The sequence below is a fragment of the Pseudocitrobacter corydidari genome (assembly GCF_021172065.1).
Lineage (GTDB): Bacteria > Pseudomonadota > Gammaproteobacteria > Enterobacterales > Enterobacteriaceae > Pseudocitrobacter > Pseudocitrobacter corydidari.
Genome location: NZ_CP087880.1, coordinates 4,532,700 through 4,549,394 on the forward strand (window position 1 = coordinate 4,532,700; position 16,695 = coordinate 4,549,394).

The following is a 16,695-nucleotide window of genomic DNA, read 5'->3' on the forward strand; positions in this document are numbered from 1 at the left end:
TTAGCGACAGACCAATGGGCCAATTTGCGGGATGCCTTTGGCCTGACGCGGGTAATCGAACTGTACTGCGCATTTGCCGCCCGGCAGAGTCACCTCCAGCGTGTTATGCGAAGAGACCATATCGAAATAGGCCATCCCATCAAAACCGATCATCACCGTATCTGTACTCTTTTGCCCTGGGTTGAGCGTGGCCTGGCTACCTTCCGGTAACGCGCGGCCCTGCGCATCCACCAGGAGAATCAACGCGGGCTGTGTGGTGGTAATACCAAACTCAACCAGCGTGCCGGAACGATCGGCGGGAACGGCGGCGGTGTTAACGTGGTCGACGCGCGTGTTGGCCGGAAGATTCATTGTATCGATGCTTATCTGATTGTTTTGATAACTATTAAGCTGCGTCACCAGCAGCAAACCGTCGTCATCGCTGGTGCCGACGACGTTATTTTCCAGCATCACCGGCACGTCCGGCACGCCCTGCGTCGACACCACGGCAAAGCCATTGTTGATTTCCCGCGCGGCGAACAGGCCGCCGCCCATCATCACAAGAGAACCGGTCGCGCCCGCGTAGGCGTAGTGGTTATCGGGAACACGGTTAAAGCCGGTATAGACCTTCCCGTATCGCCCCTGATAGCCGACTTCGCCCTGGCCGCTGGTGTCAGAAGCCTGGCGATTGGCAGCGATATTCCAGCCCCATCCGCCTTCGGACGGCAGCATCTGGCTGGCATTCATCATGTAACCCGTCTCATTGTTGGTGCGCTGAACGGTACCGCTGACGGTACGGTTATTCTCCAGTGAAACCGTGAGCATCAGGTAGACGCTGCTGTCCTGATGATCGTCGAGATTCTGATTCAGCCCGAGGTTAAGCCAGGCTTTTTCGGTCAGCGCTTTTGACCAGTTGGCGTTCACGTAGCGCAGGTTGCTGTCGTGCGGATAGCGAAACTGCAGATAGCCGACGCTGAAATTGCCGAGCGCCTGGGCGTTATAGCCCACCACCGTATTGCTGTTGAGCTCCGGTGGCGCCTGGCCGTAAGCGGTGGCGATATCGCGGTAGTCGCCGCTGGTGGCAGTGGTGGAGGTATTAAAACTGAAAATATCGTTCGACCAGCGATAGCCGAGGCTGTACAGCGCGCCGCTTTTTCCTTCATCACCGCTGAAGGCGAGAGCGGCTGAAATCGTACCGCTGCGCGGGCCTGGCACCCAGTCATTACTGATGCCACCGTTAATCAGGCTGTCGCTGGCTTCACCGTGTGCGGCGGTGGTGAAGGTGTTGCTGACGCCGTGACGCCACGTAGCGCTGAGAGCGGGCTTGCTGGCATAGTCAAATGAGGTGTAACCGTAGTTTTCCCGCACCACGCCCAGCTCGGCGGACCACTCGGTTAACCCCTTTCGCAGCAAAGACTGATCGTTATAAAACGAAAAATTTTGCACGGTCGTGCGCCCCAGCGCATCGGTCATCGTCACCTGGGCGTTCCCCGCGCCGTTGATATTGGGCAGAGTGTTAATCTCAAAATTCCCGGCAGGGACGTTGCCGTTGTAGTTTCTCACCCCGTTCACGTATAGCTCGACGCTGGAGGGTAACGTGGCGGAACCAAAAAAAGCAGGCAGCGGAGTGGTGGGCTGATAGGGTTGCAGGCTGAAATCGGTGCCGATTTGCAGGCCGGCAATACGCGTGGAACGCGACCATGACAGCGCGCTGGTGAGCGTATCGCCCAACGAGACATACAGCATTTTATCCGGGAAAGAGGAGCGCCAGTTGGTATCGAGGCGCGTGAAGCCGTTGCTCTGATAACCTGGCGTGCTTTCGGTGGTGTTCTGACTTAACTGGGTCGAGCTGAGAACCCCGGCGGCATTAAAGGCGCGCAGCTCGCTCCATGTGTTGAGGCGCGTTTCATCATCCTGCGCGGCATAGAGATCATAGTTGAGCAGTAGCCCGCGCGAGATGCTGGCTTGCGGCTGTTCCACGTTGTCTCTTCCCACTTCGGTAGTGCCGAGATCCAGTGCGCTAAGCGGGGCAGTGAGCGTGAGGGTTTGCTGCTGGACATCGTAATCGACATTGAGCTGCGGAATGTCATTAAGCGCGCGCGTCTCGCCCGCCGGGATGCCAATCTGGCGCCGTGTGGCGGGGCTGGCGTAGAGCTTTTCATCATTGAAGCGAAAATGCACCAGCCCTTTGGGGTTTCCGTTAACCGTCACATCAAGGTAGAGGTCGATACCTTCATGCTGCGCGTTATCATTCATCGGAGTATCCCGTGATGGGCCAGTGTTGTTATTGTTTGCGACCGCGGCTCCCGATAAACATGTTGCGCTAAGCAAAATGACGTTTGCCAGACGGGGCAGTCTTCTACAGATTTTGCACCGCTTTTTGGCCATTGATCATGACTTCGAGTTTTCCGCCGGGCGTAATATTTGCGGACTGTGGCGCTAATACCCATCGCATAGTTGAACCGGGAAGAACATAGCCAAGCAGCCCCGGCGTAATTTCCCTTCTGCCACCCTGATGATTGATATATGTTACCGCCGAGAGTTGTGCATGGCTATTTCCCTGGTTGCTGACCTCAAGGAAATTATCATTTCCTACGCGTTTAACACCCCACGTTAATTTCGCTTCCGGCGCGCCACTGTTTCTCGGTTGAATAAAAACGGGGAGTGAATAATGTAAAACGAATTGTAATTTATTGGACTGCGGGGTGGCTGACGGTAATTCATTAACCGATAACCGGTAAGATTCTTCCACGCTGTTTGTTGGGGTTCCCAGCCGAATGACGCGAATCAACTGGCGCTGCCCGGGTTGCAGGGTGAGCATCGGCGGGCTGATAACCAGATCGCGCGAGGCGGTCAGGTTGTCCTGAAAATTGCGCTGGCTCCAGTGAAAGACACGCACCTGCGCGTTAATCGCATTGCTGCCTTCGTTGCTCAGCCAGATGCCGTCAGCATTTTTATCCTGAAGGGTTAACGAGACAGGAGAAACCTGCAAGCCACTGGCCAGGGCGAGATTTTGTGAGGCGATCAATCCTGTCAGGCAAAGCCAGGTGGCCTGCCTTAAAAAGGTTTTTATTCTCATAAAATTCCGTTTAATCAATAGTTAACGTTGACGGTTACCGTGTCGGCATAGCTATCTGGAGTGAAGTTTGCGCTCGCGGCGGTCGCGTAGACCGTGTAGGTTTGTGCAACGCCAGTACCGGTGCCCGCCACGCCATTACCCACCGTGGTGGTGGTAGCGGTATTCCCCCACACCGGGCCGGTGGCCGAGGTTTGGTTGAGCTGATACGGCACTTTATCGGTGTTGGTCGCGGCGTTGGCAACGGATGACATCGCCCCCGCGCCACTTGTTCCGCCACCGTTCGCCGTGGAGGGCGCAAGGCCGATAAAGTAGGGGGTTGTTTTCGAGCAGTTCACCGAAATGGTGCTGTTACCGCTGGTGTTGGTGGCACTGGCATTCACCGAGCCCAGGTTAATATTGGAGGATGCTCCGGCGGTAACGCTACATGATTTGAGAATAGTAATAAGAACCTGAAAAGTGGCTGTCGCCGTCGCCGCATTGGCTGTAGGAATAACGGCAAATGCGAAGCAAGGAAGAATGAAGCGCAGCAGGGTTGATGGTTTCATATTCTTATCCTCTACAGGTTATCTTATTCTTTTAAAAAGAGTGGAAGGGGAATTATCTCAATTGCACTTAAGTAAACAGTAGGGTACGGAAATGTTTTGTGCCAATTTTAAAATAAAGATTTATGCGTATTGATTTATCTATGTGGATATATTTTATTTGTGTGGTTATTTTATAGGAATATTCCTGTGGATGTTTTTAAGATGTGGGATAAATAAGATGTTATATATAATATATTATATTTTTTATCAGTCTCAACTCGTCGCCCGATATGGCAAAAAAGCGATTACCCACTACACTCCCGATGAGGGAGACTGAGGACACGGATGCCCGAAGAAGTGACCCGTACGAGGTTTCGTATGAAAGGTGTAAGAATCCCTTTGATATCGTGAGCCATTTGAGGTCTTATAGTCTTGTTAATCACGTGGTTAATTTAAGGACGAGAACATGCCAACAGTCATCGCTAAAGCCCTGGATTTCATCAACGCTATGGATACAACCGTTGCGGTCCCGCACTCTATGGATGAAAGCACAGCGAAGGGTATCTTTAAGTATCTGAAAGAGATCGGTGTACAGGTGAGTGCAGAAGAGATTACTGCGCGAGGGACTTCAGAGGGATGGAACCCTGAGTTCACCAAAAAAGTAGTCGGATGGGCTGATAAAATCGCCTCTGACGAGCGTGTTGTGATTAAAAACCCCGAGTATTTTTCATCCTATATGCAGGAACAGCTGAGCGCGTTAGTGTGAGTTAACGTGGTGAGGTATGCTGCAAAAAAACGAAGGGCTTACGTTTTCACGTAAGCCCTTGCTGTATCAATTTATTGATGCTCGTGCTGATGCGACTTGGGTGTTAATAGCGGTGTGATCTTGTTTTTGTACACTGTGTTATCGGGGATGTCCTGAAGGACCAGAGAATGCGCGCCGATGGTAACATTGTCGCCAATTCTAACGTTGCCCCCGAGGATGGATGAATTACATCCAATATCAACATGATTCCCGATGACTATCATTGCATTAGCGCTGTCTGTACGTAGACCGATGGTGATGCCTTGTTTCAGATCGGCGTATTCGCCAATCACGCAATTATCCGTAATCACAATACCATTGAGATGCGCGATATTTAAGCCCTTCCCGATTTTACAGGACAGGGATATTTCTACGCTATGCTGATATTTAAGGCGGTTTTCAATTCTACGCGCAATGCGTTTTTTGAACTTACTGTCCTGAGCATAGAGCCATGAAGCGATACGCCACCAGAAAATAAAGTGCTTCCTTTGATTGCGACGTGTTCTCAGGAGGGCCTTACGCCAGGAAAAGGATTTGTTTTGTCCAATAACTTCAAGGCGGATACATTCTTTAAGTTCGTTGTAGGAAGCCATGTTCTCCCCAGGCAAAATGACGATGACCGCGTGTAGACAGACACTTATGAAAAAGCCACTCGTGAGAGTGGCTTTTTCATATGATCTTGATGCTTAAATTTGGTGGCCCCTGTTGGGTTTGAACCAACGACCAAGCGATTATGAGTCGCCTGCTCTAACCACTGAGCTAAGGGGCCGTGGCGGGGAATTATAAAGTAACTGCGGTTTACAATCCAGTTGTTAAGGTACGTCTGCTGTTTTTATAAACAACGTATTTTCAATTCGTTATAATAGTCACATGAGCCATTTATCAGAGAACAGCATGGTTAAGGACATTCTTGCTCCAGGACTACGGGTGGTGTTTTGCGGCATTAACCCGGGGTTGTCTTCCTCTTCACTCGGTTTTCCTTTCGCGCATCCGGCGAATCGCTTCTGGAAAGTGCTGCATCTTGCCGGGTTTACCGACAGGCAGCTTAAGCCAGAAGAAGCCGACCATTTGCTCGATTTTCGCTGTGGCGTGACCAAGCTGGTGGATCGCCCGACGGTACAGGCCACGGAAGTGAAGCGCCAGGAGTTGCACGATGGCGGACGGGCGCTGATTAGTAAAATCGAGGACTATCAACCTGCGGCGCTGGCGGTGCTGGGGAAACAGGCATTTGAACAGGGATTCAGCCAGCGAGGCGTGCCGTGGGGCAAGCAGTCGATGTTGATTGGCGTGACTCAGGTGTGGGTGTTGCCGAATCCGAGCGGGTTAAACCGAATTACCACGGATAAACTGGTCGAAGCGTATCAGGAGCTGGATCAGGCGCTGGTATTGCGGGGGCTTTGAGGAAACATCAAGGATAAAGAGCTGGCAGGGGCGAATGCCCCTGCCTGGCGAGAAAAGGTGCGCTAATACATATTCAGAATGTAGGTGAACCGGCAGGTGGAATCTATTGGCTGCTCTGCGGTCGTATCCACCCGCAACTTCATATCATGCAGTTGCCTGGACGTGACCGGTTGCTGCTCTGCTGTCACCGTCACTTTGGCATCGTCACAGCCAGAAGTGGAGAAGGTCATCTGCTGTGCGACAAAACGGCAGTAGGCTCCACGCTCATCAAAACTACTGCCATCACACAGTTTGCCATTTTCCATCAGAAAAGTGGGCAACGTTTGCTCAATAACACCACCTGTTGACTGCAACCTGACGACTTTGTTATGCACAACATAATTTTCATTCCACGAAACATCGTAAGGTGCGAGGGATACGGTTGGACATGACGAATTCACCCCTACCGGACCAACATAAGGAATACTATTTCCGGTGTAAATTTCTTCAGTTCGATCAGTGCTTTTAACAAACGTGGATACTATCCATGGGCAGCCATGCAAATCTCCGTCGTAGTAAACACCAATCCGCATATTAAAGCAGCCCCATTTCGTTTGATCAGTTCGAGCGTCATATTCTACAAGGCCTGGACAATTTTCATCAGGTAACCTGTTGTTATACGCATCTTCTAAAATCAATTCAGGAGCAGTATCGCTACCCGTCCACGAAACGTTAGTTACATTCACACTTGAAGTTGACCTGGAGGTATAAACTCCATATTGCACCCCTTCTGGCGTGAGAATAGAAATATCGAATTCATACCCTGTGAGCGGCCCCATAGTTCCGGCCGCAACGTTCAACGTAGCGATTTTCTGTGCTGCAATCGCTCCTGAAGCACAAAAAAATAACAACATCAGGCAAAGTGTATGATGTATTTTCTTCATTTTAAATATACTCAAAGGTTGCTGTCAGGCTGGCGGTAAATTCACCGATTGTCACATCGCGGCCGCTTTTCGCCTGGATCCAGGCCCTGAAGTTAATGTCATTGTTACCGTTGATAAGCGCAAAGGTCGCCCCGGTGGTGTTGTTAATATCCACCCGCGCTCCGTCGAGCGTTTCCATACCAATTCCCACCCCCTGAGCGGTGGAAGTGTCATCGACTGCCAGAAAACCCGGCTGACCGCTGTCTTCGGTGCCGCTCAGCGTGACTTTGACGTTGTATCCCGCCGGCCCTTTGCAGTCTTTCAGCTTAAACACAACCGGCAGGTGCGCGGACTGCCCGGCGACCATCAAATCCCGGTTGCTGACGGTGGGAAAATGGATTTCCGCCAGATTGGTGCCATCCACCACCAGCGTGCAGGATTTACTCAGCAGGTTGCCGTAAAAATGCAGGTTGTTATCTACCGCCAGTGCCCCCGTGCTGGCGGTCAGCAGCAGGCTGGCCAGCAGCGCGTAACCGGGCAAATAAGTGCGTGCTGTTTTCATTGATAATCCACCCGTAAGGTTGCGTAAGCAGAAAAAGTCGTGTCCGTCAGCACCGCGTCAGCCGCTTTTACCGGCACCGCCTCCAGCTTCGGCTTCTGGGTAAAATCGGTGGCGTTAATGGAAAGTGGCTCGTTGAGCTTAAAACGCTGACCGTCGTGCTGAAGCTCAATTCCGAAGCCCGGCACGTCTGTCTCGATGGCCGCATCGTTGTAACTGGTTGCTGTCCCCGTCCAGGTGAGCGTCATCTCCCAGTCAGGGTCGCGCTCATTGGTTTCGCAACTCAGTTCGTATGCCACTTCCTTACGACCGTAATTGCCATCAATGCTGTCGATAATGAGATCGCGAAATTCCACTTCAATGGTTTGCCCGCCGCTGATGCTACAGGTGGGCGGCGACATCAGCGTGCCGTGGAAAGTAATGTCCTCGTCGGCAGCCAGAGCCTTGCCCCAGTAGGCGCACAGTAAAATAAGCGTGAGTTTTTTCATTGGTAATCCACCACCATGGTCAGACTGGCGTTAAATTCCGATGGCGTTAACTGCACTCCGCTCTGCTTTACCGGCACCGCTTTCAACTGTGGCTGAGTATTAAAATTAAAAGGCGTCCAGGTATTTTCACCGACAGCAAACAGGGAATTATCGGCGGCGTTTTCTATCCGCACCCCTAAACCTGCGATATCCGTGCTGAGAACCGTTTCCCCGTTGATAACAGTCGTGTTGCCTTTAAGCTGCATCTGTAAGTCATCGCTGACTTTATTGCCGCAGTTGAGGGTGTATTTCGCATCCTGTCGGTAACTGGTGCCATCGATCTTGTTGATCACCACATTGCCAAACTCAACCGCGCTTCCCTTCACGGAGCACGGCGGCGGGCCATCGACCAGGATTCGCAGCGTCATATCCACCTGCTTAATGTCACTGGCAACGGCAACATCGCTGCCCCCCCATCCGGCCAGCACCAGCAACCCCGCGCCCGCTAAAAACTTGTGACTCATAAGTCCCTCCCGGCATCAGCCTTTGCGGCTCTGCTCTTCATCCACCTGGCAGTTGTTGCCGGTGCATTTGAAGTACAGCGGCATCCGCGCGCCGTAGTCGTTGATGTAGGTCAGCACCGGCACGCTGTCCATCTTCGCATTCAGCGGCGCGGAGGTTTTCGGCTCCAGCATCAGCGGTGTGAATCCCGCCGGCGGGTTGCCGCCTTTTTTTGCGCTGGCGTTGCTGATGATCACGTAGTACGGCGTCGGGTTATTGACGGTAAAATCCTGGCCGTTGCGGGTGAGCGTCACCTTGTGCTGCCACGGGTTTTTCATGCTGACGTTTTCCAGCGCCTTCGGTCGCCAGAACAGCTTGATGCGCGTCTGCAGCGCAATCTGCAGCGTGTTCGGTTTGTTCGATTTCGGCGGAATTTCACGCACATTAAAGTAAAACACGGTCTCGCGGTCGGCAGGCAGCTTGTTGATGTCCGGTAGCCCCTGCACCTTCACCTGGCCGTTCATCATTGCATCGATGCGCTGCACCGGCGGCAGCACCGCCAGCGGCGAGCTGATTTTGTTGCCCTTTGCATCCTCTATCCAGCTCTGCGCCAGATAGGGCAGTTTCTGATCGTTATTGCGCAGCGTGACGCTGATGGACTTGTCGCTTTCGTTAAACACCAGCCGTGTCCTGTCGGGCGTCACCGAAGCGTGGCCGGAGAAACTGGCCAGCAGCGCCAGCGCAGGGATAACGGTTTTTACCGTATGAGTCAGATTAAACATGGATCATTCCTTAATCACGTTACTGGTTTACTGAAATTGAAGTCGGGGGTTCCGTTGGCGTCACCCGCTGCGTCTGTTCCTGAATCACCGGTTTGACGTCCGGCGAGGTGGCAGGTGCGACGGCACCTTTTGTCTGGCAGGGCAGCAACAGGCCGTTGAACAGATCGGCCGGTAACGGATCCGGCAGCGCGATGTCGCAGTGCGCCTCCCCGTTCCACGACACGGTCATCCGCTCGCCCGGTTTCACCCCGGCCAGATAGACGTTGCCGTCGTCGTCCACCAGCCCGACCTGCTGCTCGTCGCTGTTTTTCACTTCCGCACCGAACGGCGGATGGCTGCCGTCGCTCAGACGCAGTACCGCCATCGCTTTCTGCCCGCTGATCACGGCAAATTTACGGTAGCCAATCGCGCCCTCGGTCAGCGTGGCCTGTACCACCGACTGGGTGGCTTCGGCGTTTTCCGGCAGTTTCGTCAGGTCGATATAGGCCTGGTTACGGTAGTAGTTGTTGACGTCCGCCACGACCGCTTTACCAAACATGTTGGTATAAACCGCCGCGCCGTTGCCTTCCACCGGCACGCCGGACACGCCGTCAGCGTCAATCAGCAGACGTGTGCCGCCCATATTCTGCGTGCGGTGCAGCGCTCCGCCGTGGGCGGTCAGCGTCGCGCCGCCCTGCAGTGAAATCCCGGCAGACTGGTATTCGCCTTCATGGTAGTTGGCGCTTAAATCCACTTTCGCCAGCGAGCCGTCACGGCTGTAGTAGCCGTCCACGCTGCCGTGGTTTTCGCTGGTGCCGACGTTAATCTGGTAATGCGAGGCATCGTCGATACGGCTGAAATAGCCGACCTGGCTGGAGTCCGAGCCGCTGCCGTAGTTGCCGTTATAGCTGACGGTACTGCTGTCGCCCCACGGCATACTCAGCGAGATATACATCCCCTTGTCGGTGCTTTTGTCGTATTCGTAGCGGTAGCCGGTCAGGGACACGCTCATGTTGCGGATGCTGCCCATATTGAAATAGTGGGACATCATCACGTTGTAGTTGGTCTGCTCCGGCCGGTCCCAGTAGGTGCGGTGGGTGTAGTTGAGATAAACAGAAACCGCGGCATCCCGGAAGTTCTGGTTATAGGTCACCGTGTACATCTCTTTATCGTTGCCGGAGCGCACCATGTCTGCATCTTTCGCATCCAGATACTCGCTCATGGTCATGAAGTTCTTTTCAGAGAAGCGGTATCCGGCGAAGGTGACGCGGCTGTCCAGTTCGTCAAAGTCTTTGGCATAGCTCACGCGGAACGAGTTACCGTCCAGCGTGCGATTGTTGTAAGCGGTGTTCTCATCCAGGCGGACATGTGAGTGCGTAACGTCAAAGGCCATGGCACCAAGAATTGACAGGTCACGCCCGACGCCAATGGCCGCCGACTGATAGTTTTCATCCGCCAGCGCGCCGCCGTAGAGCGACCAGCCGTTGGCAATCCCCCAGGAGGCTTCGCCGCCGGAGAAAAATCCGCCGGCAATATTGTGCCCCCACTCCTGCGGACGGCCCATCATCACTTTATAGCGTACCTGGCCCTGACGGGTCAGGAACGGCATCGAGGCGGTGCTGATGTCGTATTCCTGCACCTGGCCGTTCTGCTCTTCAATACGCACATGCAGGGTCCCGGAGACGGAATCACCCAAATCCTGAATACGGAACGGCCCCGCCGGCACCTGGGTTTCATAAATGACGCGGCCCATCTGGCTGACGGTCACTTTTGCCGTGGTGTGCGCCACCCCGGAAATATCAGGGGCGTAGCCACGCAGATTGGGCGGCAGCATCTGGTCGTCGGTGCTGACGCTGCCGCCGACATAGTTAAAGCCGTCGAAAATATCGGAATTAAGGTAATCTTCGCCGAGCGCAAGTTTGGCTTTCAGTGACGGCAGGGCGCGCCAGGCGTAGTAGCGGCTCCACTCCCAGTTTCTTTGTGTGCTGTTACCGTCACTGTCTTCATCGTCATCACCGCTGCGGGTATGCTGGTAGTCCGTCTGCCAGTCGGCGCGCAGACGCCACGGGCCGAGGTTCGCCCCGACCGTGCCGTTGCCGGTGATATCGTTACTGTCATCGCCGCTCTGTTCATCGTGGCGGGTCTGGGCGTTAATGCTGTAGTCGGCAATCAGGCCGGGAATACCATCGTCCCAGCGGGAAGGCGGGTCCCAGTCAATATCGCTGTATTCCAGGTAGGCCTGTGGCAGGGAGATTAATAACGCGGACTGGCTTAAATCAGCCTTAATATCAATACCTTCCAGTTGGCCAGGTGCAAGGCATTCACCGTTGCGGGACCATTGCAGGCTTTTTGCAATATCTTCTTTCAGACCAAACTGAGCGAGCAGCGCGGGCGTCAGACAGGCATAGGTTTTACCGGCCTCTTTTTCAGAGGCGTACCAGAAAATATCGTGGTCATCCGGGAGCGGCTGTTTATTTACCTGAACCGTTAAATTATATTTACCCGGCTCGACATAGCCCTGGCTGGAAAAACGTTTCAGATCGATTTTCGTGTCGCCTTTTAATTCCAGAAAACGGGAATCAAACTGAATATCATCATCAGCCCAGGCACTGGTATAATTTCCGGATATTGCCAGCGCAATATACCAGGGAAGCACCCGTAAACGGAAAAGAGAATGGTCTGGCATACACGTATCCATCCGTGATTATTATAATTAAGTCAGATTTTATTTAAAAACCCCATAGCGCTCGCGCTATGGGGTGAAACGTCAGAGATAGGTGATCTGGAACGTGGTATTAGCTTCGAATGTGCCCAGGGTCGGCATTTCGCCTTCACCCACCAGCCATGCTTTAAAGTTCAGCGTCTGGTTAGCTTTACCTTTAGCCGGTGTGGTACTGCTGTCCAGGGTCAGCAGCTGTTCGATAGGCATGCCGCTTTTGTACGCTGTACCATGTTCGTCACCAATCGCCAGGCTGACATGCTCAAATGGCATACCGGTTTCGGTGCTGAAAATGGTGTAGTTGTTGCTGTTTGATACCGCAGTATAGATGGTGCCAGTGAAGGTGGTCGAAGCCTTGGTCTGGGTGTCAAAGACGCAGTCCTGCAGGTGGATCTGGAACTCTTTCGGCGTGGTTGATTTGCCGCCTTTCAGTTTTTCAGAACCGATATCGCCCATATCAACTTCCAGTTTGTGGTCGTCAGGCACGATGGAGCACGGGGAATCTTCGATGGTGCCGTAGAAACGCGCGGTACCGTTGTTACCGGCAGCGATGGAAGAAGTTGACGCGAACGCACCCATTACCATCACCGCTGCAATAGCAGTTTTAACAAACTTACTCATTATTTGTCCTTAAACCATAAATAATTAAATTTTAATCGCCGGAAAACCTCAGATTAATAGTGAAGTGTTCGGCTTAGAGATGACCATCGAATATGCGTCATTGCTTCCCGCAAAAGTGTGCATAAGATGATATTCTTTGGTGTGCGGCGATAGTGATACTGAAGGGGCAGACACTCAATTTATCTTTAGTTAATTCAGATTGTAGAATTTTTAATGATATGAGTGGCATTTATGCAAATAGTGCTGATTTAGCCGAAAAAAGCGACGCAAACGATAAAGGAAAACGCATGTTATAACAATAATGTATGTTTTTGTAAGTGATTACATCAGGCCGGACAATTAAAATATTGCATAATAATTATCATGAAATATAATATTAGAAAGCTGATATTTAATATTAAATAAGGTCTGAAAAAGACGTTATTACCAAAACATGTTAATCAAATATCAATTCCTCCCTCTTTCGATATCAATCCCTGCTGACATAGCCACTTCAGCCGGCGACCAGGGACAATCTCACCCATAAAAAACGGGCACTACCTTCAGGCGGCGGTATTCGCAGGTATAAAAAAAGCTCCCCGCAGGGAGCTTTTTACGTTTCACAGACCGGGATTAATCGTCCAGGAAGCTACGCAGCACTTCAGAACGGCTCGGGTGACGCAGTTTACGCAGCGCCTTCGCTTCGATCTGACGGATACGTTCACGGGTAACGTCGAACTGTTTACCCACTTCTTCCAGCGTGTGGTCGGTGTTCATATCGATACCGAAACGCATACGCAGAACTTTCGCTTCACGCGCGGTCAGGCCAGCCAGCACGTCGTGCGTTGCCGCACGCAGGCTTTCGGTGGTCGCAGAATCCAGCGGCAGCTCGAGGGTGGTATCCTCGATGAAATCACCCAGATGCGAATCTTCATCGTCGCCGATTGGCGTTTCCATGGAGATAGGCTCTTTAGCAATTTTCAGCACTTTACGGATTTTGTCTTCCGGCATCAGCATGCGTTCAGCCAGTTCTTCCGGCGTCGGCTCGCGGCCCATCTCTTGCAGCATCTGGCGAGAAATACGGTTGAGCTTGTTGATAGTCTCAATCATATGCACCGGAATACGGATGGTGCGCGCCTGATCCGCGATAGAGCGGGTGATCGCCTGACGGATCCACCAGGTTGCATAGGTGGAGAACTTGTAACCACGGCGATATTCAAACTTATCAACCGCTTTCATCAGGCCGATGTTACCTTCCTGAATCAGGTCAAGGAACTGCAGGCCACGGTTGGTGTATTTCTTGGCGATAGAAATTACCAGACGTAAGTTCGCTTCAACCATCTCTTTCTTCGCACGGCGGGCTTTCGCTTCACCGATGGACATGCGACGGTTGATATCTTTAACCTGCTCGATGGTCAGGCCGGTTTCTTCTTCGATTTGTTGCAGCTTCATCAGGCTGCGCTGAACGTCTTCTTTAATGTCGAGCAGCTTCTCGGACCACGGTTTGTTCATTGCGACGGCCGCGTTGAACCAGGTTTCGCTGGTTTCGTTGCCGGTGAACAGGGTGATGAAGTTTTTCTTCGGCATTTTGCACTGTTCAACGCACATCTTCATGATGATACGCTCCTGGGTACGCACGCGATCCATCATGACGCGCATGCTGTTCACCAGGTAGTCGAACTGTTTCGGCACCAGACGGAACTGTTTGAAGACTTCGGACAGCTTCAGGATCTCTTCCTGCGCGGCGGCATGGCTACGGCCTTTCGCCTTGATGGTGTCGCGAGTCACTTCATACTGCGTGCGCAGTTCAGCGAATTTCTCACGCGCCAGTTCAGGGTCGATGCTGTTGTCGTCATCGCTGCTGTCGTCGTCGTCCTCTTCATCTTCATCGTCGTCATCCATCTCTTCCTGAGAGAGTTCAGAACCAACGTGAGTCGCGGTCGGCGCTAAATCTTCTTCAGCGTTCGGATCGACGAACCCGGTGATGAGATCGGACAAACGTGCTTCTTCCGCTTCAACGCGATCGTACTGTTCAAGCAGATAGGTGATGGCTTCCGGGTATTCCGCAACGGAACACTGAACCTGGTTGATCCCGTCTTCGATACGTTTGGCGATGTCAATTTCGCCTTCGCGGGTCAACAGTTCAACGGTACCCATTTCACGCATGTACATGCGTACCGGGTCAGTGGTGCGCCCGATTTCAGATTCCACGCTCGAAAGCACCTGTGCGGCGGCTTCTTCCGCATCTTCATCGGTGTTGTTCGATGTTTCAGCGAGCAACAGGTCATCGGCATCCGGTGCTTCTTCCATCACCTGAATGCCCATGTCGTTGATCATTTGGATGATGTCTTCGATCTGATCGGAGTCGACGATATCTTCCGGCAGATGGTCATTGACCTCGGCATAGGTCAGATAGCCTTGCTCCTTACCACGTTGGACAAGAAGCTTCAGCTGTGACTGCGGGTTTTGCTCCATAAGACGGTATCCACACTTATTTCATGAGATTGGTGTCGGTCGGCGAAACAAGCCGCCAACAGAGTGTAACGAGGACTTATTTATATTTTGCCGCTGCCCTTCACGCGGCTTTCGGGGGCTTCCCGAGTGATATTCGGCACTTAAGCCGTTCAATTCTATTTTTTGGCCAGTTCCTGGTTTAGCGTCCAGAGTTCCCGGCGTTCCTCACTGCTGAGTCCATGTGTGCGATCGCGAGCAATCAACTCTTCTTGTCGCAGAACCAGCAATGAGTCAAACATATGGTTGAGTGAGTCGGTGAACGTTTTTTCTGCGATATCCTTATCTGCTATATCGTCCCACATCGACAGTTTTTCAAGGGTCGCGGCTTCATTTGTGCCACGATATTGTTCCAGAAGTTGACCAGTGGTCAGTCCAGGCTGTGACAAACAAGTGTTGACCAGTTCTGCAAATAAGCCAAGTCCCGGCAGTTTTTTCGGATCCAGCCCCGTTAAAGGGGGAACCAACGGCGCGAGATCGGGGTTTTGCACCAGTAACCCTATCAGTATACGCATGGTCGTGCGTTTTAGCTGTGGGGCGGGGCGGACCACGCCATTTTCTGCCTGTTTTGGCATCAAACGTTCAAGCTGGGCGTCATCCAGAATACCCAGTTTGTTTCCCAGCTCCTGACGCAAATAGATGCGTAAGGTTTCGCCCGGAACCTGGCCGATGAGCGGCAGCGCCAGCGTACTTAACTGCGCGCGCCCGTCCGGGGTGCTCAAATCGACCTGCGGCATCAGGCTGTTAAACAGAAACGTGGAGAGCGGCTGAGCCTGCTCCATCCGCGCTTCAAATGCTGCTTTACCCTCTTTACGCACCAGCGTATCCGGGTCTTCACCGTCGGGCAGAAACATAAAGCGTAACTGACGCCCGTCGGTCATGTACGGCAGCGCTGTTTCGAGCGCACGCCATGCGGCATCACGGCCAGCACGGTCGCCGTCATAGCAGCAGATGACGTTATTCGTCACCCGGAACAGCAGCTGAATATGGTCGGCGGTGGTTGAGGTGCCAAGCGAGGCGACGGCATAGTTAATGTCGTACTGCGCCAGAGCGACCACATCCATATAGCCTTCGACCACCAGTAAACGCTGGGGTTCAGCTTCTGTTTGCTGCGCTTCATAAAGGCCATACAGCTGACGGCCCTTATGGAAAATATCGGTTTCCGGGGAGTTGAGGTATTTCGGCAGGGCATCGCCCAGCACGCGTCCACCAAAACCAATTACCCGGCCACGTTTATCGCGAATAGGGAACATGACGCGCTCGCGAAAGCGGTCGTAGCTACGCCCCTGATCGTTGGTTACCAGCATGCCGGCGTCGATAAGCGCCTGGCGATTTTCACTATTGCCGCCAAAGCGTTTCAGGACGTTGTCCCAACCCGGAGGCGCATAACCAATCGCGAAACGAGAAATCACTTCGCTGCTGAGGCCACGCTTTTCCAGATACTGGCGCGCGGGGTCAGCGGCAGGATTCATCAGGGATTGCTGATAAAACGCGTTCAGACCGTCCATCAGTTGATAGAGACTTTGCCGTTGATGGCGCTCTATCTGACTCGGCCCATTGCCTGCTTCATACGGCACTTCAAGGTTGTGCATGGCGGCCAGTTCTTCGACGGTTTCCACGAACTCGAGCTTGTCGTAGTTCATCAAAAAGTCGATGGCGTTGCCGTGCGCGCCACAGCCGAAGCAGTGGTAAAACTGTTTTTCACCGTTGACGGTGAAAGAGGGGGTTTTCTCGTTATGGAAAGGACAGCACGCGTGATAGTTCTTGCCCTGCTTTTTCAGCTTCACTCGCGCATCGATCAGATCGATGATGTCGGTGCGTGCCAGCAGATCATTAATGAATACGCGCGGAATTCGTCCAGCCATAAGCCCCGTAGTTTTTAATGAT

15 protein-coding genes and 1 tRNA gene are annotated in these 16,695 nt (G+C 52.8%); 2 read left to right on the plus strand and 14 right to left on the minus strand.

Features of this window, described 5'->3' with window-relative positions; translation table 11 throughout:
• The 3 genes from G163CM_RS21195 to G163CM_RS21205 all read right to left on the minus strand — a co-directional run bounded on the left by G163CM_RS21195 (position 1) and on the right by G163CM_RS21205 (position 3,603).
• A complete protein-coding gene (locus G163CM_RS21195) occupies positions 1-2,235 on the minus strand; it encodes a fimbria/pilus outer membrane usher protein (protein WP_231826183.1) in 2,235 nt (744 codons plus the stop codon).
• 103 nt (positions 2,236-2,338) lie between these two features.
• On the minus strand, positions 2,339-3,058 hold the full coding sequence (locus G163CM_RS21200; RefSeq protein WP_231828407.1) for a fimbrial biogenesis chaperone: 720 nt from the start codon (positions 3,056-3,058) through the stop codon (positions 2,339-2,341).
• A 14-nt stretch (positions 3,059-3,072) separates the two neighbouring features.
• The gene (locus G163CM_RS21205) at positions 3,073-3,603 is read right to left on the minus strand and encodes a Csu type fimbrial protein (RefSeq protein WP_231826184.1); all 531 of its coding nucleotides are present in this window, start codon (positions 3,601-3,603) and stop codon (positions 3,073-3,075) included.
• A gap of 445 nt (positions 3,604-4,048) precedes the next feature.
• Here G163CM_RS21205 and G163CM_RS21210 point away from each other — a divergent pair, with 445 nt between their 5' ends.
• Entirely contained in the window at positions 4,049-4,348 is a 300-nt protein-coding gene (locus G163CM_RS21210; protein ID WP_231826185.1) for a DUF1889 family protein, read from the plus strand.
• Between the two features lie 71 nt (positions 4,349-4,419).
• Here the strand turns inward: G163CM_RS21210 and G163CM_RS21215 are convergent, their stop codons facing one another.
• Positions 4,420-4,980 (minus strand): serine O-acetyltransferase, encoded by a 561-nt coding sequence (locus G163CM_RS21215; protein WP_231826186.1) that lies wholly within the window; start codon positions 4,978-4,980, stop codon positions 4,420-4,422.
• Between the two features lie 100 nt (positions 4,981-5,080).
• Positions 5,081-5,156, minus strand: a tRNA-Ile gene (locus G163CM_RS21220).
• Positions 5,157-5,281: 125 nt separating this feature from the next.
• On the opposite strand from G163CM_RS21220, the gene mug reads away from it, so the two are divergent.
• Entirely contained in the window at positions 5,282-5,788 is a 507-nt protein-coding gene (gene mug, locus G163CM_RS21225) for a G/U mismatch-specific DNA glycosylase (protein ID WP_231826187.1), read from the plus strand.
• A gap of 62 nt (positions 5,789-5,850) precedes the next feature.
• On the opposite strand, the gene G163CM_RS21230 is transcribed toward mug, so the two are convergent.
• The 9 genes from G163CM_RS21230 to dnaG all read right to left on the minus strand — a co-directional run bounded on the left by G163CM_RS21230 (position 5,851) and on the right by dnaG (position 16,673).
• Positions 5,851-6,711, minus strand: coding sequence for a StfH/YfcO family fimbrial adhesin (locus G163CM_RS21230; protein WP_231826188.1), 861 nt, complete (start codon positions 6,709-6,711; stop codon positions 5,851-5,853).
• Position 6,712: 1 nt separating this feature from the next.
• The gene (locus tag G163CM_RS21235; RefSeq protein ID WP_231826189.1) at positions 6,713-7,252 is read right to left on the minus strand and encodes a fimbrial protein; all 540 of its coding nucleotides are present in this window, start codon (positions 7,250-7,252) and stop codon (positions 6,713-6,715) included.
• Complete coding sequence (locus tag G163CM_RS21240) at positions 7,249-7,737, minus strand: fimbrial protein (protein WP_231826190.1); 489 nt, start codon at positions 7,735-7,737, stop codon at positions 7,249-7,251. The genes G163CM_RS21235 and G163CM_RS21240 overlap by 4 nt, the downstream gene beginning before the upstream one ends.
• Entirely contained in the window at positions 7,734-8,240 is a 507-nt protein-coding gene (locus G163CM_RS21245) for a fimbrial protein (protein WP_000018447.1), read from the minus strand. The genes G163CM_RS21240 and G163CM_RS21245 overlap by 4 nt, the downstream gene beginning before the upstream one ends.
• A gap of 15 nt (positions 8,241-8,255) precedes the next feature.
• Positions 8,256-8,999 (minus strand): fimbria/pilus periplasmic chaperone, encoded by a 744-nt coding sequence (locus tag G163CM_RS21250; protein ID WP_231826100.1) that lies wholly within the window; start codon positions 8,997-8,999, stop codon positions 8,256-8,258.
• A 19-nt stretch (positions 9,000-9,018) separates the two neighbouring features.
• On the minus strand, positions 9,019-11,664 hold the full coding sequence (locus G163CM_RS21255; RefSeq protein ID WP_231826191.1) for a fimbrial biogenesis outer membrane usher protein: 2,646 nt from the start codon (positions 11,662-11,664) through the stop codon (positions 9,019-9,021).
• 81 nt (positions 11,665-11,745) lie between these two features.
• Positions 11,746-12,318 (minus strand): fimbrial protein, encoded by a 573-nt coding sequence (locus G163CM_RS21260; protein ID WP_231826192.1) that lies wholly within the window; start codon positions 12,316-12,318, stop codon positions 11,746-11,748.
• Between the two features lie 612 nt (positions 12,319-12,930).
• A complete protein-coding gene (gene rpoD / locus G163CM_RS21265; protein WP_015962948.1) occupies positions 12,931-14,772 on the minus strand; it encodes an RNA polymerase sigma factor RpoD in 1,842 nt (613 codons plus the stop codon).
• A gap of 155 nt (positions 14,773-14,927) precedes the next feature.
• Positions 14,928-16,673 (minus strand): DNA primase, encoded by a 1,746-nt coding sequence (gene dnaG, locus G163CM_RS21270; RefSeq protein ID WP_231826193.1) that lies wholly within the window; start codon positions 16,671-16,673, stop codon positions 14,928-14,930.
• Positions 16,674-16,695: the final 22 nt, after the last annotated feature.

Coding starts and splice junctions, on each gene's coding strand:
- G163CM_RS21195 (WP_231826183.1), bottom strand. CDS start 2,235: ATGAATGATAACGCGCAGCATGAAGGTATCGACCTCTACCTTGATGTG.
- G163CM_RS21200 (WP_231828407.1), bottom strand. CDS start 3,058: ATGAGAATAAAAACCTTTTTAAGGCAGGCCACCTGGCTTTGCCTGACA.
- G163CM_RS21205 (WP_231826184.1), bottom strand. CDS start 3,603: ATGAAACCATCAACCCTGCTGCGCTTCATTCTTCCTTGCTTCGCATTT.
- G163CM_RS21210 (WP_231826185.1), top strand. CDS start 4,049: ATGCCAACAGTCATCGCTAAAGCCCTGGATTTCATCAACGCTATGGAT.
- G163CM_RS21215 (WP_231826186.1), bottom strand. CDS start 4,980: ATGGCTTCCTACAACGAACTTAAAGAATGTATCCGCCTTGAAGTTATT.
- mug (WP_231826187.1), top strand. CDS start 5,282: ATGGTTAAGGACATTCTTGCTCCAGGACTACGGGTGGTGTTTTGCGGC.
- G163CM_RS21230 (WP_231826188.1), bottom strand. CDS start 6,711: ATGAAGAAAATACATCATACACTTTGCCTGATGTTGTTATTTTTTTGT.
- G163CM_RS21235 (WP_231826189.1), bottom strand. CDS start 7,252: ATGAAAACAGCACGCACTTATTTGCCCGGTTACGCGCTGCTGGCCAGC.
- G163CM_RS21240 (WP_231826190.1), bottom strand. CDS start 7,737: ATGAAAAAACTCACGCTTATTTTACTGTGCGCCTACTGGGGCAAGGCT.
- G163CM_RS21245 (WP_000018447.1), bottom strand. CDS start 8,240: ATGAGTCACAAGTTTTTAGCGGGCGCGGGGTTGCTGGTGCTGGCCGGA.
- G163CM_RS21250 (WP_231826100.1), bottom strand. CDS start 8,999: ATGTTTAATCTGACTCATACGGTAAAAACCGTTATCCCTGCGCTGGCG.
- G163CM_RS21255 (WP_231826191.1), bottom strand. CDS start 11,664: ATGCCAGACCATTCTCTTTTCCGTTTACGGGTGCTTCCCTGGTATATT.
- G163CM_RS21260 (WP_231826192.1), bottom strand. CDS start 12,318: ATGAGTAAGTTTGTTAAAACTGCTATTGCAGCGGTGATGGTAATGGGT.
- rpoD (WP_015962948.1), bottom strand. CDS start 14,772: ATGGAGCAAAACCCGCAGTCACAGCTGAAGCTTCTTGTCCAACGTGGT.
- dnaG (WP_231826193.1), bottom strand. CDS start 16,673: ATGGCTGGACGAATTCCGCGCGTATTCATTAATGATCTGCTGGCACGC.